Annotated in this window: 13 protein-coding genes and 3 tRNA genes; 7 read left to right on the top strand and 9 right to left on the bottom strand. The window is 34.5% G+C overall.

Features of this window, described 5'->3' with window-relative positions; genetic code table 11:
• Positions 1 to 392: 392 nt before the first annotated feature.
• The 3 genes from B6D18_RS10860 to B6D18_RS10870 form a co-directional block, all read right to left on the bottom strand.
• Positions 393 to 469 (bottom strand) — tRNA-Pro (locus B6D18_RS10860).
• 31 nt (positions 470 to 500) lie between these two features.
• Positions 501 to 576 (bottom strand) — tRNA-His (locus B6D18_RS10865).
• 124 nt (positions 577 to 700) lie between these two features.
• Positions 701 to 1,996, bottom strand: a complete 1,296-nt coding sequence (locus B6D18_RS10870) for a serine dehydratase subunit alpha family protein (protein WP_086364460.1) — start codon at positions 1,994 to 1,996, stop codon at positions 701 to 703.
• A 382-nt stretch (positions 1,997 to 2,378) separates the two neighbouring features.
• Here B6D18_RS10870 and B6D18_RS10875 point away from each other — a divergent pair, with 382 nt between their 5' ends.
• Complete coding sequence (locus B6D18_RS10875) at positions 2,379 to 3,059, top strand: response regulator transcription factor (protein ID WP_034901087.1); 681 nt, start codon at positions 2,379 to 2,381, stop codon at positions 3,057 to 3,059.
• Positions 3,060 to 3,077: 18 nt separating this feature from the next.
• The gene (locus B6D18_RS10880; protein WP_086364461.1) at positions 3,078 to 4,382 is read left to right on the top strand and encodes an ATP-binding protein; all 1,305 of its coding nucleotides are present in this window, start codon (positions 3,078 to 3,080) and stop codon (positions 4,380 to 4,382) included.
• Here B6D18_RS10880 and B6D18_RS10885 read toward each other — a convergent pair.
• Positions 4,379 to 5,128: a M15 family metallopeptidase gene (locus tag B6D18_RS10885; RefSeq protein ID WP_158092582.1), complete on the bottom strand. Its 750-nt coding sequence runs from the start codon at positions 5,126 to 5,128 to the stop codon at positions 4,379 to 4,381. The two genes, B6D18_RS10880 and B6D18_RS10885, sit on opposite strands and share 4 nt — an antisense overlap.
• Positions 5,129 to 5,231: 103 nt before the next feature.
• Here B6D18_RS10885 and B6D18_RS10890 point away from each other — a divergent pair, with 103 nt between their 5' ends.
• Genes B6D18_RS10890 through B6D18_RS10900 form a run of 3 tightly spaced genes read left to right on the top strand, consistent with a single transcriptional unit; the run spans position 5,232 to position 7,686 of the window.
• The gene (locus tag B6D18_RS10890) at positions 5,232 to 6,422 is read left to right on the top strand and encodes a bifunctional tRNA (adenosine(37)-C2)-methyltransferase TrmG/ribosomal RNA large subunit methyltransferase RlmN (protein WP_065579081.1); all 1,191 of its coding nucleotides are present in this window, start codon (positions 5,232 to 5,234) and stop codon (positions 6,420 to 6,422) included.
• Between the two features lie 19 nt (positions 6,423 to 6,441).
• Entirely contained in the window at positions 6,442 to 7,056 is a 615-nt protein-coding gene (locus B6D18_RS10895; RefSeq protein ID WP_086364463.1) for a hypothetical protein, read from the top strand.
• A 51-nt stretch (positions 7,057 to 7,107) separates the two neighbouring features.
• A complete protein-coding gene (locus tag B6D18_RS10900) occupies positions 7,108 to 7,686 on the top strand; it encodes a manganese efflux pump MntP family protein (protein WP_086364464.1) in 579 nt (192 codons plus the stop codon).
• A gap of 87 nt (positions 7,687 to 7,773) precedes the next feature.
• Here the strand turns inward: B6D18_RS10900 and groL are convergent, their stop codons facing one another.
• The 3 genes from groL to B6D18_RS10915 all read right to left on the bottom strand — a co-directional run bounded on the left by groL (position 7,774) and on the right by B6D18_RS10915 (position 10,348).
• The gene (gene groL, locus B6D18_RS10905; protein ID WP_065613631.1) at positions 7,774 to 9,420 is read right to left on the bottom strand and encodes a chaperonin GroEL; all 1,647 of its coding nucleotides are present in this window, start codon (positions 9,418 to 9,420) and stop codon (positions 7,774 to 7,776) included.
• A gap of 47 nt (positions 9,421 to 9,467) precedes the next feature.
• Positions 9,468 to 9,761 carry a co-chaperone GroES gene (locus B6D18_RS10910; RefSeq protein WP_034901049.1) on the bottom strand — a complete coding sequence of 98 codons (294 nt, stop codon included), beginning with the start codon at positions 9,759 to 9,761 and terminating at the stop codon, positions 9,468 to 9,470.
• 146 nt (positions 9,762 to 9,907) lie between these two features.
• Positions 9,908 to 10,348, bottom strand: coding sequence for an FxsA family protein (locus B6D18_RS10915; protein ID WP_086364465.1), 441 nt, complete (start codon positions 10,346 to 10,348; stop codon positions 9,908 to 9,910).
• Between the two features lie 159 nt (positions 10,349 to 10,507).
• On the opposite strand from B6D18_RS10915, the gene B6D18_RS10920 reads away from it, so the two are divergent.
• Positions 10,508 to 10,583 (top strand) — tRNA-Phe (locus tag B6D18_RS10920).
• Between the two features lie 264 nt (positions 10,584 to 10,847).
• Here the strand turns inward: B6D18_RS10920 and B6D18_RS10925 are convergent.
• Complete coding sequence (locus tag B6D18_RS10925; protein ID WP_086364466.1) at positions 10,848 to 12,080, bottom strand: MFS transporter; 1,233 nt, start codon at positions 12,078 to 12,080, stop codon at positions 10,848 to 10,850.
• Positions 12,081 to 12,321: 241 nt separating this feature from the next.
• Between B6D18_RS10925 and B6D18_RS10930 the strand changes: the two genes are divergently transcribed.
• Complete coding sequence (locus B6D18_RS10930; RefSeq protein WP_086364467.1) at positions 12,322 to 12,801, top strand: TetR/AcrR family transcriptional regulator; 480 nt, start codon at positions 12,322 to 12,324, stop codon at positions 12,799 to 12,801.
• A 499-nt stretch (positions 12,802 to 13,300) separates the two neighbouring features.
• Here B6D18_RS10930 and B6D18_RS10935 read toward each other — a convergent pair whose 3' ends face one another.
• Positions 13,301 to 14,089 carry a ubiquinol-cytochrome C chaperone family protein gene (locus B6D18_RS10935; RefSeq protein WP_086364468.1) on the bottom strand — a complete coding sequence of 263 codons (789 nt, stop codon included), beginning with the start codon at positions 14,087 to 14,089 and terminating at the stop codon, positions 13,301 to 13,303.
• Positions 14,090 to 15,270 lie beyond the last annotated feature (1,181 nt).

Here is a 15,270-nt window from a genome sequence, read left to right on the forward strand (position 1 = left end):
ATTTTAGTTTATTGAGTTGTCAGTTTTAAGCACCAAATTTATTGTATAGATCACAGTTATTATTATTTATAATTAAATCAATTTGATATACTCAAAAATTTGTTGGTTTGACTAGCAACAAAGGAATACTTGAAGAAAAAATCAATTTAAAAAGTAATTTTATCAAGTCGGAAGAAGGTAATTGATTATAAAACCTTTATTGAGTTAATTAAAAAGAGCATGGTAAATATGCATAGTTAAGCTTAGATAATTTAGAAGGATAATAATGTCTAGTCGTTGCTAAAGCAACGCTGTCTCGTGCTACTCGGCTCGAACCTCTTATCGGTTCGAATCAAATGCATCGTTGTAATAATAAAAAAGCCCACTCAAATGAGTAGGCTTTCTTATTAAATTGGTCGGCGAGAGAGGATTCGAACCTCCGACCCACTGGTCCCAAACCAGTTGCGCTACCAAGCTGCGCTACTCGCCGTCAGAAATTGCTTCACATTCTAACTATAAAATGGGGTGGCTAATGGGACTCGAACCCACGACAACTGGAATCACAATCCAGGGCTCTACCAACTGAGCTATAGCCACCATAGAAGCAGGACGAAATATTACGCATAAAAAATAATATTGTCCAGCATATTTTTTAAAAATAATACCAATTGGTCATATTAAAAGCGTTAAAAGGTTATTCTTTTAGCATTTTTCAAAAAAATTAGGCTTTATGCGACATAATATCAATTATCTGAGTGTCAGTTGCTTTCATACTATTGCTAACTATCGCCCCTAAATTATTAATTGAAGTTTCAACGCTATCACAAACAATACCTTCATTACCTGTAACACGAATTCGGTTTAGCGCCATTAATACAGCTTTAAATCCGGATGAAACCGAAGTTGAAACTTTCATTGCACAGCTATTTGACGCACCATCACAAATTATTCCAGACAAATCACCAATCATGTTACATATGGCCATATCAACTGCCTCATATTGGCCTTTACCCAGTAACCACGCCATACCGGCAGCCGATCCCATGGCTGCTGTTGAGGCTGCACAAAGAGCTGATAATGGCGGAAATTTACTATGAATATAAATGGCAATGGTATGCGATAAAATAAGCGCTCTCGCTAATTGTTCTGGCGTTGACTCTAAATAATCGGCAACAACAACGACTGGCATAGTTGCAGTAATACCTTGATTGCCTGAACCTGAATTACTCATAGCTGGTAACGTTGCACCACCCATGCGAGCATCTGATGCAGCAGTAGTACGAATAATCACTTTAGACAATAGATCATCAGCTAATAAGCCATTTTTAGTTTGTTCATGTAATGTCGCCGCAATACTTAAGCCATAATCTCGTCTTAAGCCTTCCTGAGATAAGGCATCATTTAATTCTGCTGAGTGTAAAATAAATTCGATATCAGCAAAATCAGCCTGCGAGGCAAATTCATATATCTGTTTTACCGACATCAATTTGATGATAGCCGCGTCTTTCGAATCATCTTGCTTTTGGTTATCGGCTTTAAAAATTATTTCGCCATTTTTTTCAATCAAAATCACATTAGTATGTGAGCTTTCAATACAGACGCGGACATGATCATGATTAGTATAAATATTAGCTTCAGAATAAATAGCGGTATTATTATCGGCAATTTGCACATTAATTTTATGCTCATTGAGCATCGTTTTAGCTTGTTCGATCTGTTGCTGAGTTATATTTTTAAGGACTTCAAGGCCTGCCCCAGCATCACCACCAATGGCGCCGATGGCCGCTGCAATAGCTAATCCCACCATACCAGTGCCTGGAACCGTAACACCCATGCCATTTTTCATTAAATTGGGCGAGACATAAGCATCAATGTGGCTAATTTTGTTTTTATCAATATATTGAGTTGCCGTAGCAGCAGCTAAAGCAAGTGAGATAGGTTCAGTGCAACCAAGTGCTGGCAAGACTTCATGTTTCACCAATTTGATTAATTGTTGCCACATTACTTGTTGTTCCATTTTTTTATCTCCATATTACTAACCGTAATGTTAGCAAGTGAAACGTTTAGCCATGAAATTAAGTGATTATTTTATTCTATTTAACTTGAAAACTGAATGTTAAGCTCACATATTAAAGAGTAAGTGAACATAATTTATCAGTTCAATACTGATTTTATTAATACGTTAAACCACTATAAACAGATTTTTATTCAATCACTTTTTGTTTAAAACATACACGACAAAAATAGACTAAATCTGAAACATCTATACTTAACTGCATAGTAAATAAATTAATCAGGAATAGTTCAAAATATGTAATATTTTAGTAAAACCACCTGACTTTTTTTTTATTATTGCAATAATGTAACTATCAAAAATTAAATAATAATGGCGAGATATGATAAATATTTTATTAATTGATGATGATGTAGAATTATCACAAATGCTTAGCGAATATTTAACCAATGAAGGTTTTAATATTAAAAGTGTTTATTTAGGTAAGGATGGTATTGATGAAGCGCTGTCAGGTAAATATCGTGCAGCAATTTTAGATGTGATGTTACCTGATATTAATGGCATTGATGTCCTAAAAAGCATTCGTCAACAATGTAATATGCCAGTTATTATGTTAACTGCCAAAGGTGATAATATTGATCGCGTATTAGGGTTAGAATTAGGTGCTGATGATTACATTCCAAAACCATGTTACCCACGTGAATTATTGGCAAGATTGAGAGCGGTGTTACGTCGGTTTGACGAACGTTCAGTCGAATTAGTTGATGAGAAAAAATATCATTTTAATGGCTTAACTTTAGATCTACCACAACGACTTTGTACTTGGAACGGTCAGCCGATAGATCTCACCTCTACTGAATTTAACTTGTTAGTTTTACTCGTTAAACATAGTGAGCGAGTGGTAACTAAAGAAGAATTATCTGAAATAGGTCTGGGTCGTGCTCGAGAATTATATGATCGCAGCGTCGATGTTCATATCAGCAATATTCGCCAAAAACTACATCAAGTAGCACAAAATGATGTGACCATTGAAACAATAAGAGCGGTTGGCTATCGTATCCGTTAATCAAGCCATAGGTTTGCTATGAATCGTCGATTATTTTGGAAAATACTAGTTATATTTTGGATAATTTTTTATCTTACTTTCCAATTAACTTGGATTGCTTTCTCTTATTACATAGAAAGTAGAAATCAACGATTCTTAAATCACATGCCTACTAAAGTGGATATGATTGCTCAATTATTGCATGTTGCCGGTGAAGATGAAACACTCAATTTTATTGCACATTTACCCGAACGTGAGCGAGTTTTATTGTCAATAAAATTGGTGTCTCCACAATATGATCAAGTTAATATCATCACAGATGAATTAGAACCTAGCTCTTATGTATATCAACGGATGGCAGTGGCGCCCGATGGCACCCTCTATTCGGTATCATTTAAAGACGATAAAACCGATCACAGCAATAACAAAAATAAAACTTTATTTAATATGCCGACCCCTATTTTGTTAATGGGGATCTGTGTTGGTTTAGTATTCAGCCTATTTTTAGCATGGAACTTAACTAGACCAATGAAATTACTAAGACAAGGATTTTTCCGCGTCTCGCAAGGTGATCTGTCGGTTCGGTTATTTAAAAAGTTAAAACCTCGTCGTGATGAACTGAGTGAATTAGGTAAAGATTTTGACATGATGGTTGAGCAACTCAACATCTTAATATCTGATCGTCAAGCGCTACTTCATGATGTTTCTCATGAACTTAGAACCCCGCTGGCCCGCTTACAACTGGCAATTGGTCTTGCCCAACAAAATAAACAAAATATTGATACAGCTTTAGCTAGAATTGAGTTAGAGTCGCAACGATTAGATCAATTAATTGGTGAGATTCTTAATTATTCACGTGCAGAAATGAATAATCGAACCGATGAATATTTTGACTTAAAAGAGTTAATTGGAGTAGTAGTTAATGATGCCAACTATGAAGCTAATCATCAATCTATTGAAGTAGAGTTTAACTTATCATCAATTAATCACTCTATTGTCAAAGGTAATTCTGAACAGATACGACGCGCGATTGAAAATATTATTCGTAATGCTATCCGCTTTTCTAATGCCGGCCAAACGGTTGAAGTATCATTAAAAGAAGCAGGAAAATATTTACAAATTGAAGTTAAAGATCGTGGGCCGGGTGTCGATGCCAGCAAATTATCGAGTATTTTTGAACCCTTTGTCCGAATTCAGTCAGCACAGTTAGGTAAAGGCTATGGACTAGGTCTAGCCATCGCCAGAAAGACCGTTATTATGCATAACGGTACTATTCAAGCTAATAATCGCGATGGTGGTGGTTTAGTGGTAACAATCAAACTACCTTATTGGCGAAACAATTAATAACAATCCGGATTAACGGTTAATACATACTCTTTTACCAGACTTTCTAAGGTAATTTTATCGTAACCAGTAAAATTCAGATTTTGCATAATCATCTGTGAATTGCTATCAAGTATTGCTTTATATTCAGCGAGATATTGTTTGGCGATTGGTTTATATGACCAATGCCACTCTTCTGGCAAATAGCCCCCTTTTCGTCCCTCATTGAATGGTTGACAAAAACCATATTTTGGTAAGTTTTCACGAAGCCATTGATACAAAATAATTCCCTGTTTATCATTTTTAAAATATTCAGACGATACACTAGTAATATCAATATCTGTTCCCCAATGATGTCTTGATGTACCAGGCATTGAAGATAATTTTAAAATTTGTTCGGCAATTTTTTGTGGATTATTCAACTTAGGTAATAATGCATCCCACTTACGTTGCCAAATACCATTTTGATAGGTGTAATTACGCGTAGCACTCACTACAATAAAAGGAATATTAGGATAAGATTTTTTAAAATCATTATAAGCCTTAATCAACTGCTCAGTTGGTTCCTTCTGTAAATACATACCTTTTTTGTTTACGGGTAATATTGTTGAGTCAAGAGCAATATAATTACTATCTTTTTTTTCATCAAATTGCCCAGTAAGTTTATTTAATGGAATAGATTGTGCCATAGCAAACGTTGAACATAAGAGTAAAGTTAAAGTTGAGCTAAAATGAGTAACTGTTTTCAATGTTATTATTTTTTTCATCATTTAGATTCTAATTAATATTATATTAGCCAGACAGGGTGAAAACCAGTATAATCCTTTCCCTAAAAATTGAAATAGCCATAATGTGTAAAAACGAGGCCATATGTTAACATCAGCTACACACAAATCGTCTGATAATTGTTTGGACGTGACAAATACAACTAATCAAAACACCACCAATCCAACTAACGAAAAAATAAACTTACTTAACTTTACCAGACAACAGTTAAGAGAATTTTTTATTTCGTTAGGAGAAAAACCATTTAGAGCGGATCAAGTGATGAAATGGATCTATCATTTTGGGATAGATGATTTCGATCTTATGACCGACATTAACAAAAAATTACGTGAGCAATTAAAAAAATTAGCTGAAATTAAAGCACCTAAAATTGCCATCGAGCAACGTTCATCCGATGGCACTATAAAATGGGCTTTAGATGTAGGCAATAATCAAATGATTGAATCAGTTTATATTCCTGAACGTGATCGTGCGACCTTATGTGTTTCATCACAAGTGGGCTGTGCTTTGGAATGTAAATTCTGTTCAACAGCGCAACAAGGTTTTAACCGTAATTTAACCGTATCTGAAATTATTGGCCAAGTTTGGCGCGCATCAAATGCCATTGGCGTAACAGGTAAATTAGCCGATCGACCTATCACTAACGTTGTTATGATGGGAATGGGTGAACCTTTACTTAACTTATCCAATGTCGCACCAGCAATGGAAATTATGCTAGATGATTTTGGTTATGGTTTATCCAAAAGACGCGTGACGCTTTCTACTTCTGGTGTCGTACCCGCTTTAGATAAATTAGCTGGCATGATTGATGTAGCATTAGCTATTTCATTACATGCACCAAATGATGAAATTCGTAGCGAGATTATGCCAATTAACCAAAAATATAATATGGCAATGTTACGTGATTCAATTTTACGTTATCTTTCAACCTCGAATGCTAATCATGGTAAAGTGACCATCGAATATGTATTACTCAACCAGATCAATGATAGTGTTGAACATGCCCATGAGCTAGCTAAATTCCTGAAAAATGTACCAAGTAAAATCAATTTAATTCCATGGAATCCTTTCCCTGGTGCGCCTTATGCGCGTTGTTCAAACACCCGAATTGATCGGTTTATGAAAACATTAATGGGTTATGGATTTACGGTTATCGTTCGTAAGACTCGTGGCGATGATATTGATGCTGCTTGTGGTCAACTTGCTGGCGAAGTTGTAGATCGTACCAAACGAACGCTTTATAAAAAGCAAAATCTTGTTCAACAAACCGCCTAAAACAACCGAGGAGTTGTACATGAAAAACGCATTAATAGCATTAAGCAGTTTGGTCATGCTAATGCTATCAGGCTGTCAAATGAATGGTCGTGAGGATTTTGATCCAGAAACTGCTGCGTTAGCAAGAATGCGATTAGGCTTAGGTTATTTAGCCAAAGCCAATGAATCTGAAGATAACGTTAAAGCGGCACATTATAATCTAAAATTGGCCGCTCAATATTCACCCAATAATCCTCAAATCATGCTAGCAATGGCAATGTTTGATCAACATGTTGGTGAATATAATGAGGCGGAGATGATTTATAAACGAATCACATTAATGCAACCAGGTAATGGTTTATATCATGTGCACTACGGCTCCTTTTTATGTGGTAGAGATCGTTACCAAGAAGCGAAACAACAATTTGCCAAAAGTCTAGAACTAGATAGGCACCGCTGGAAAGCAGATACCTACGAGCAATATGGTTATTGTGCTATCCAAAACGGCGATAAAAAAACGGCAGATCTAATGTTTAAACAACTTTTTGCATATGATGCAAGTCGTCGAAATAATGTAGCAAAAACAGCCGAACTTTATAAAAATAAAGGCGACAACAAGATAGCTAACTATCTATTTTTAGTATCAAAAAAATAAATTATAAATACAAAATTAAAATTAACATCACTGGAAGCAAGAGTATATATCATGAGTTTTTTGGCTATTTTACTGCTAGCATTAGCCATGTCTACAGATGCCTTTGCGGTAGCGATTTGTCGTGGCGTATCACTAAAATCAACGCCGTTTTTAGGCGCATTAAAAGTGGGGATCTTATTTGGTTTTGTTGAAGCCATCACGCCATTACTAGGCTGGTTAATTGGCTATATTGCCCTACAATATATTGAAAGATGGGATCATTGGATTGTTTTTACCGTCATGCTATTGTTAGGTCTAAACATGATCTATCATAGTTTTAAGGAAGATAACGATGACAACTGTGATGCAAAACCACTTCCTTCATCGAAAAAATCATTTTTAATATTAGTTCTTACTGCGGTTTCAACAAGTATTGATGCATTTGCTGTTGGTGTCGGATTAGCACTTGCCAGCGTTAATATTTATATTGCCGCCACCATGATTGGACTTGCAACTTGTATCATGGTTACGTTGGGCTTATTGCTAGGTAAAAAAATTGGTTGTTTAATTGGTAAACAAGCATCATTTATCGGTGGCATCGTTCTTATTGTCATCGGTTCAATAACATTGTACCAACATCTCGCTATATAATTTTATTCTTTATTAAACAAATTTAAATATAAAAAAACCACTCGCATATTGGAGTGGTTTTTTATTTTGACTGGCTAAATAGGGGAATTACATCATTCCGCCCATTCCTCCCATGCCGCCCATACCACCAGCAGCACCTAAGTCAGCTTTATCATCTTTAGGTAAATCAGTAACCATACATTCAGTTGTGATCATAAGACCTGCTACTGATGCAGCATATTGTAATGCACTACGTGTTACTTTAGTTGGATCTAAAATACCCATGGCAATCATATCACCATATTCTTCAGTTGAGGCATTGTAACCATAGTTACCTTTACCGCCTTTAACCGCATTGACCACAACAGAAGCTTCTTCACCGCAGTTAGTAACGATTTGACGTAATGGCGCTTCCATCGCACGAAGAGCAACTTTAATACCAACGTTTTGATCTTCGTTTGCACCTTTAAGGTCTAAAATTGCAGAAGCAGCACGAACTAACGCAACACCACCACCAGCAACAACACCTTCTTCAACTGCTGCACGAGTCGCATGTAATGCATCTTCAACACGTGCTTTTTTCTCTTTCATTTCAACTTCAGTTGCTGCACCAACTTTAATTACTGCAACACCGCCAGCTAATTTAGCCACACGCTCTTGAAGTTTTTCTTTATCGTAATCAGAAGTTGATTCTTCGATTTGTTTACGAATTTGTTCAACACGTGCATTAATTAATGATTCTTCACCAACACCGTCGATGATTGTTGTGTTATCTTTATTGATAACCACACGTTTAGCTTGACCTAAATCTTCAAGTGTTGCTTTTTCAAGCTCTAAACCAATTTCTTCAGAAATTACAGTACCAGCAGTTAAGATTGCGATATCTTGTAACATTGCTTTACGACGGTCACCAAAACCAGGTGCTTTAACCGCTGCAACTTTAACAATACCACGCATAGTATTGACAACTAATGTTGCTAATGCTTCGCCTTCAACATCTTCAGCAATGATTAATAAAGATTTACCTGCTTTAGCAACAGCTTCTAATACTGGTAATAATTCACGGATATTAGAGATTTTTTTATCCGCTAATAAAATATACGGGCTATCTAATTCAACAGTCGCAGTTTCTGGTTTGTTGATGAAATATGGAGATAAATAACCACGGTCAAACTGCATACCTTCAACAACATCAAGTTCATCTTGTAAACCAGTACCATCTTCAACAGTGATAACACCTTCTTTACCTACTTTTTCCATTGCTTGAGCAATTAAAGTACCAACTGTTTCATCAGAGTTTGCTGAAATAGTACCAACTTGTGCAATCGCTTTAGAATCAGCACATGGTGAAGATAATTTTTTAAGCTCTTCAACTGCTGCAACTACTGCTTTATCAATACCACGTTTTAAATCCATTGGATTCATACCAGCAGCAACTGCTTTTAAACCTTCGTTAACGATAGCTTGCGCAAGTACAGTTGCAGTAGTAGTACCATCACCTGCTGCATCGTTTGCTTTTGAAGCGACTTCTTTAACCATTTGCGCACCCATGTTTTCGAATTTATCTTCTAATTCGATTTCACGAGCAACTGATACACCATCTTTAGTGATAGTTGGCGCACCAAATGATTTATCTAATACAACATTACGTCCTTTTGGACCTAAAGTTACTTTAACTGCATCAGCTAATACATTAACGCCTTTAAGCATTTTAGCACGAGCGTCATTTCCAAATTTTACATCTTTAGCTGCCATCTTCGTATTTCTCCTAAATTCTGTATATAAGTTAAATTATCTGCCAGTTATTCTTGAACAATGGCTAAAATATCGCTTTCTGATAAGATAAGCACTTCTTCGTTATCAATTTTTTCTGTTTTAACGCCATATCCTTCATTGAAAATTACGATATCACCAACTTTAACATCTAATGGTTGAACTTGACCATTTTCTAAAATGCGACCATTACCAACAGCTAAAACTTCACCACGTGTTGATTTACCTGCTGCTGAGCCAGTTAACACAATACCGCCAGCTGATTTTGATTCTACTTCTTTGCGTTTAATGATCACACGATCATGCAATGGACGAATTTTCATTAGTTATCTCCTAGCACTAATTTTTACTTAAGTAATTATTAACAATAAATCATAAAATTATGATATGTATCATATAGTGCATAATAGATGGGGATTAATTTATATTCTTCAAGAGAATAAAATAAAAAAATTTTCTAATTGATTAATTATTCATCATCCTTCCGTTCAAATTCTCCTTCGATCACATCATTATTTACTTGTACATTGCGACTAGAAGAAAATGAATAAACTTTAGTAGGAAGTTTTTTAACAATAAAGCGCACAATATATTCCTGAACATATGGAATTAATAAAATTCCCCCTAAGATATCCGTTAGAAAACCTGGAATAAATAAGAAAAAACCAGCAAATAATAACGAAACACTGTTAATAATTTCTTCTTTTGGGCTTTGCTGATTAGCAATCTTTTGTTGCATAAGACTTAAATTTTTTAATCCTTGCTTTTTAATTAATGAAAAACCAATAATCGAGGTAGCAATAATTCCGATTAATGCAAGCAATACCCCCACATAATTAGCAATTGCGATAAAAAAACTAATCTCACAATAAACATAAATAAAAAATATAATAAAACCAATAACTCGCATACAAAAATTCCTCTAAATATAGAGCGACATTATTTTTAATCAGTTAATAAAATGGTGACGATTAGCTAAATTTCAACCAAACAGTATATATTTTTAAAAATATCTTACAAAAAGGATTGACGAATAATCTCTAATCGTGTTTAATACAGCTCCATTGTTGCCCGGATAGCTCAGTCGGTAGAGCAGGGGATTGAAAATCCCCGTGTCCGTGGTTCGATTCCGCGTCCGGGCACCAATCACCAAATTTTAAGACCTGCTTCTAGCAGGTTTTTTTATGCCTAAAGCCTTTACCAAGCTACCTTTCAAGGGAGTCTCTTTGTCAACCGACATCAACTGAGTAATGTTAGAGTCTATGAACCTTTATACCTTTTCTTTTAATCCATCAAATATAGGTAGAGTATTAATTTCATGAAGAAGATGCAAATCTATATAGATAAGAACTTCCTCGCATCTAAGAAATCAACAATATGTGATCACCAAATTTTCTAAAAAATTTATTTTAGGATTCATCGATATCACCAATAGACGTTAAAGGTTCTTTCTTTTTAGAGAAAGAAACAAAACACAATAAAGATGCAAATGTTAAAATAGCTACAACCGCCCAAACTGCTCCCCATCCATAGCCATGTGCAATACTAGATACTAGAATAGGTGTTAAAAAATATGCAAAAAATACTGTGGCACCAACCATACCCAATGCAGTTCCTGCTCTTTCAACACCAGCTTTTACAGCTGCTTCAGTATAAGCAAGACCGTGCCATGCATGTCCAAATAAACCCGTTAATACAAGAAAAGCAACACCTGAGTAAGTGTTATTCACCATTAAACAAAGTATAAAAGAAGCAATTCCACTTAGTACGGCATAATACTTCAATAAAGAAATACGATTCTTTTTCCGATCAGTATAATAACCTGACCAAATTCTGAGAATTCCACCACCTATTTGAACACCAATGAGAATGATAGAGATCAAAGTTAAATTGATATCGAGAACATCTCTCATATAAACGCCTCCAAAGGTAAATACTGCCATTTGCGGTACAGTTAGAAAGCCTGCGGCGATAACAACTTTCCAAACGTCAGCACTTCTCAGTGGTGACACGGTAAGAGTAGATGTTTTTTCTTGTTTGAATTCATTTTGTTTAGAGTTAATAAAAAACAAAACAGCAAAGCCGACAGTTAAACCTATTACAGCTAAGGCTAAAAAAGTCACTTCAAAACCATATGAATATGCTAGCCAAGGAAGTAAACCAGTACCAATTGCCCCACCTACTGGAATTGCAGTTTGGCGAACACTCATAGCAAAGCCTCGCTCACTATCATCAAACCATTGCATTACTGTTCGACCTGATGACGAGTTAATACTACCGCCACAAGCTCCAGCCATTGCCAAAGCAGCTCCTAAATGTAAATATTTAATTCCACTATTTGAATTTCCTGGTGTAAACCATAATGCTATAACGACAAATACCAGTGTTGATGACCATAGCCCTAAAATAAAAACTGTCTTATCGCCTAACTTATCCGTGATGATTCCCCAAACTATCTCAGAAGCTGCAACACCAAGTCCCATTGAACCTAAAACAAAACCAAGTTCATGCAATGAAAAATTGTAAGATTCTCGCATTAAAATTCCCGTTATGGGAATGCCAGCAAACCCCATTGCGAATGTTGCTTGTGCAAGTACACCAATGCCAAGCACAAACCAACGATAATTGCTTTTTTCATTCATTTTTTCCTCAACTAAACATAGTAAATTGTGTTTAAAATTAATAGCTATATTTGGGATATATACCTCTCAAACATATAGTTCAACTAATTTGTTTTACCGGCTCTAACCAAACAATCAAGCCTGTTCAAAGAATATCTGATGCCCTAGATTCATGTTCTAAGTCTAGTCTAAGTAATATCAGATCATTTTTTTCACGGTACCTGTTGATAGTTGTTAGTTGGTATGATGTTCTGTCGCAAAAATGAATACAAAACGAAATTCAAAAGAAAAACTAATCAAAGCTATGGCTGTTCTCTTGTTAGAGAAAGGTCTAACCAATACAAGCCCAAATGATATTTTGACTCGTGCAGAAGTTGGTCAAGGTAGCCTGTATCATTATTTTCAAGGTAAAGAAGATTTATCACTAGCAGCAATAAAATATAATGTAGAGCAATTAGTAAATTTCAATACGTTAGTTTTAAGTTCTGATAAAAATGCATATGATAAACTTTCAGATCTTCTATTAAAATCCCGTAATATTGATAGAGGGTGTTTAGTTGGTCAACTTGCTCGGGATAGATCGATTATGCAAAATAAAGGTTTAGCTGCGGAAGTTAATCGTGGATTTGAGTCAATGAAACAAACTTTAGAAAGCATCATAAAAATTGGGATTTCTGAAGGTACTATCTCTAATATTCTCGCTCCGTTAGAGGCCGTAACACTTATTATGTCTACTTCGTAAGGTGCTTATATTATAGCAAAAGGATTGCAAGATGATTCCTATTTCCACTTAGCTATTAATACCCTATTGAAAATATTTACTCCGTAACATAAGTTTTATAATTTCGTTTGTTTTTTTGCTTTTCATTTATCAATTTCACAAATTGCTGGTCGTGGATAAGATAAACGATCCTCGCCCGAAAAGTAGACAAAATTCGCCTCTACGATGTAAACAAAAATCATAGGGGACACATATCATAGTCAAAAAATTTAGTGTCTAATTCAAACAACAATCTGTTGATTATGCGTTATCTCATGCACACATTCCTATAAGTGAACTTACCAATCACTTAAGAATAGGCAAATCAACCCTAGATAAGTGGATTAGGTAACTAGCCTCAAATAAAACCAGCCGTAGAGAGTAACGGCTGAGCAATAGCGGATTATGGCGTTAGAAAAGAAATTAAAGAACTGAAAATGGCTATTGACATACTAAAAAATAGGATAGCGTCATGCTAAAATTAATCATTATGAATTGAGTTAATCCAATCATTTTGATCTTTGCTTTCAGCCTTTACCATAGCTAAATATTTATTTCTTAATAAAATTATTTCAAACACAGCTGGTATAGTTATTCTATATGCAGGCCCAGCAATATCAACAGCAGTCCAAATTCCTGTTATTATCCAACCAATAGGTCCTGTTATTATACTCATAAATTTTGTCAACATAGCATTTCCAGCAAGAGATAAACCAGCGCCAGTTATAGCTTTAACTATAATATTAGCTATTATCACTGTAAGTTGATAAGATTTGAACCCTCCCAATTTAAATACAACCATAAATGCTGCATATAGAGCTTCTGCTGTGCATGTATTTAGATTTAAATTTAAACTTTTTGCCATTTCAAATCTTTCACTTTCACTCATTGTATCTATTGTTTTTTTTACCGTTTCTAGTATTAATGCATTTTCTAATTCCTCGGTAGTTAAATTATCTTGGTCTTTAACCCCAAATTTAGAACTTACATCACTTAACACTTCCCTATATGGTACACCTCTACCCCTAAACCAGTTACAAATTGAATTACCGCCAAATTCACATAATTCTGCAGCCATTAAATCGTGATATTTTTTATGATCCGGATAATATAATTTTACTTTTGTATTGTCCGATAAACCTTCCATTAAATTTTTATTATTAATATATCTATCATCTTTATTACCATATACTAAAATAGTATATAAGTTATCTAAATCTTCTGATTCTAATTCTTTTAAAAAAAGTAAATTTGTATCTATAATTGCCATTTTTTTCTCTCAAATTAAATTTATTGCTAATTTTATTACAAATAACCCCATTTTTAACACACGTAGAAAATTATGCAGCTTGTTTTAATGGTTTATATTCACTGGCGTTTATGCTGTTTAGTTATTTCTTTTATTTTTAAATAACACTTCAATTGTATCGCGATTTTATATACTACAGTACTTTCATACTAAATTAAAAACAACAATTAAAATGAGAACTGAAACCAAAGAATCGCCTATTAATATTAGAGCTAAAGTATCCCCAAAAAAAATTGATTGATATTGCAACATATTTAATATCTAAATCACGCACTGATTTTATTTTATAAGCGACCAGCTCAAAGGCTGAAGATATTTTGCTTAATCAGTGTTTTTTATCGACGATAAACAGATAAATCCCTTCAATCAAACAATAGAAGTTTTTTTTGATAGTAATGAAAAAATCCAAGCTTTATTACCTCGGAATTCACCATGGTAGAAATAGAAGCGCCACACTTATTGAATGTACATCATGATTTTATGTCATTTAATTGTAAAGAGTTGTATTTGAATGAATGGTTGAAGAAAAATCTATAAAAAATTAGAAAAGTAATGTTTCGTTACATTTATGATATGTAACAATAACAAAGTAATCGGCTTTTATTGTTTATCAACTGGTAGTATCTAACATTGAGCAGATTTGAGCGCAATATGCACTATCCTATTCCGGGCACCAATCACCAAATTTTAAGACCTGCTTCTAGCAGGTTTTTTTATGCCTAAAGCCTTTTCAAATAAGCCTTTCACCTTGTTTCACTACTCAACCGAATTCAACTGAAATTACCTCAAATCAAGCGGAAAATCGGATACAAACCCGGATACATTTGGTTCGATAATGGCGTGTATCCTAAAAATCGCCTTAAAGATGTTTTAAGTAATATAAACGGTAAATTTTATTTATATTTAGCATTCTTCTCATCTATATAATCACTATGTAACTACCCCCTAAAATACAAAAAAGTCTAAAAAAGCAAATTCTGCTAATCCTTGCATTGATAATGCTTAGGCAACAAATTTTAATTATTTTTTGTTAATTAATTATATCAGTGTGTCAGAGAATTCATCTAAATTTAGCTAATTTTAAAAAAAGGTTGCAAAATACGTTAAGCACGGTATTTTATATACTACTTAGCGTATTTTTA

The organism is Gilliamella sp. A7 (assembly GCF_002142015.1).
GTDB lineage: Bacteria > Pseudomonadota > Gammaproteobacteria > Enterobacterales > Orbaceae > Gilliamella > Gilliamella apis_A.

What these genes read in the sequence shown, in the direction of transcription:
- B6D18_RS10915 (WP_086364465.1), bottom strand. Translation starts at nt 10,348, where the DNA reads ATGCGAGTTATTGGTTTTATTATATTTTTTATTTATGTTTATTGTGAG.
- B6D18_RS10910 (WP_034901049.1), bottom strand. Translation starts at nt 9,761, where the DNA reads ATGAAAATTCGTCCATTGCATGATCGTGTGATCATTAAACGCAAAGAA.
- B6D18_RS10925 (WP_086364466.1), bottom strand. Translation starts at nt 12,080, where the DNA reads ATGAATGAAAAAAGCAATTATCGTTGGTTTGTGCTTGGCATTGGTGTA.
- B6D18_RS10880 (WP_086364461.1), top strand. Translation starts at nt 3,078, where the DNA reads ATGAATCGTCGATTATTTTGGAAAATACTAGTTATATTTTGGATAATT.
- groL (WP_065613631.1), bottom strand. Translation starts at nt 9,420, where the DNA reads ATGGCAGCTAAAGATGTAAAATTTGGAAATGACGCTCGTGCTAAAATG.
- B6D18_RS10885 (WP_158092582.1), bottom strand. Translation starts at nt 5,128, where the DNA reads ATGAAAAAAATAATAACATTGAAAACAGTTACTCATTTTAGCTCAACT.
- B6D18_RS10890 (WP_065579081.1), top strand. Translation starts at nt 5,232, where the DNA reads ATGTTAACATCAGCTACACACAAATCGTCTGATAATTGTTTGGACGTG.
- B6D18_RS10935 (WP_086364468.1), bottom strand. Translation starts at nt 14,089, where the DNA reads ATGGCAATTATAGATACAAATTTACTTTTTTTAAAAGAATTAGAATCA.
- B6D18_RS10870 (WP_086364460.1), bottom strand. Translation starts at nt 1,996, where the DNA reads ATGGAACAACAAGTAATGTGGCAACAATTAATCAAATTGGTGAAACAT.
- B6D18_RS10930 (WP_086364467.1), top strand. Translation starts at nt 12,322, where the DNA reads ATGAATACAAAACGAAATTCAAAAGAAAAACTAATCAAAGCTATGGCT.
- B6D18_RS10895 (WP_086364463.1), top strand. Translation starts at nt 6,442, where the DNA reads ATGAAAAACGCATTAATAGCATTAAGCAGTTTGGTCATGCTAATGCTA.
- B6D18_RS10900 (WP_086364464.1), top strand. Translation starts at nt 7,108, where the DNA reads ATGAGTTTTTTGGCTATTTTACTGCTAGCATTAGCCATGTCTACAGAT.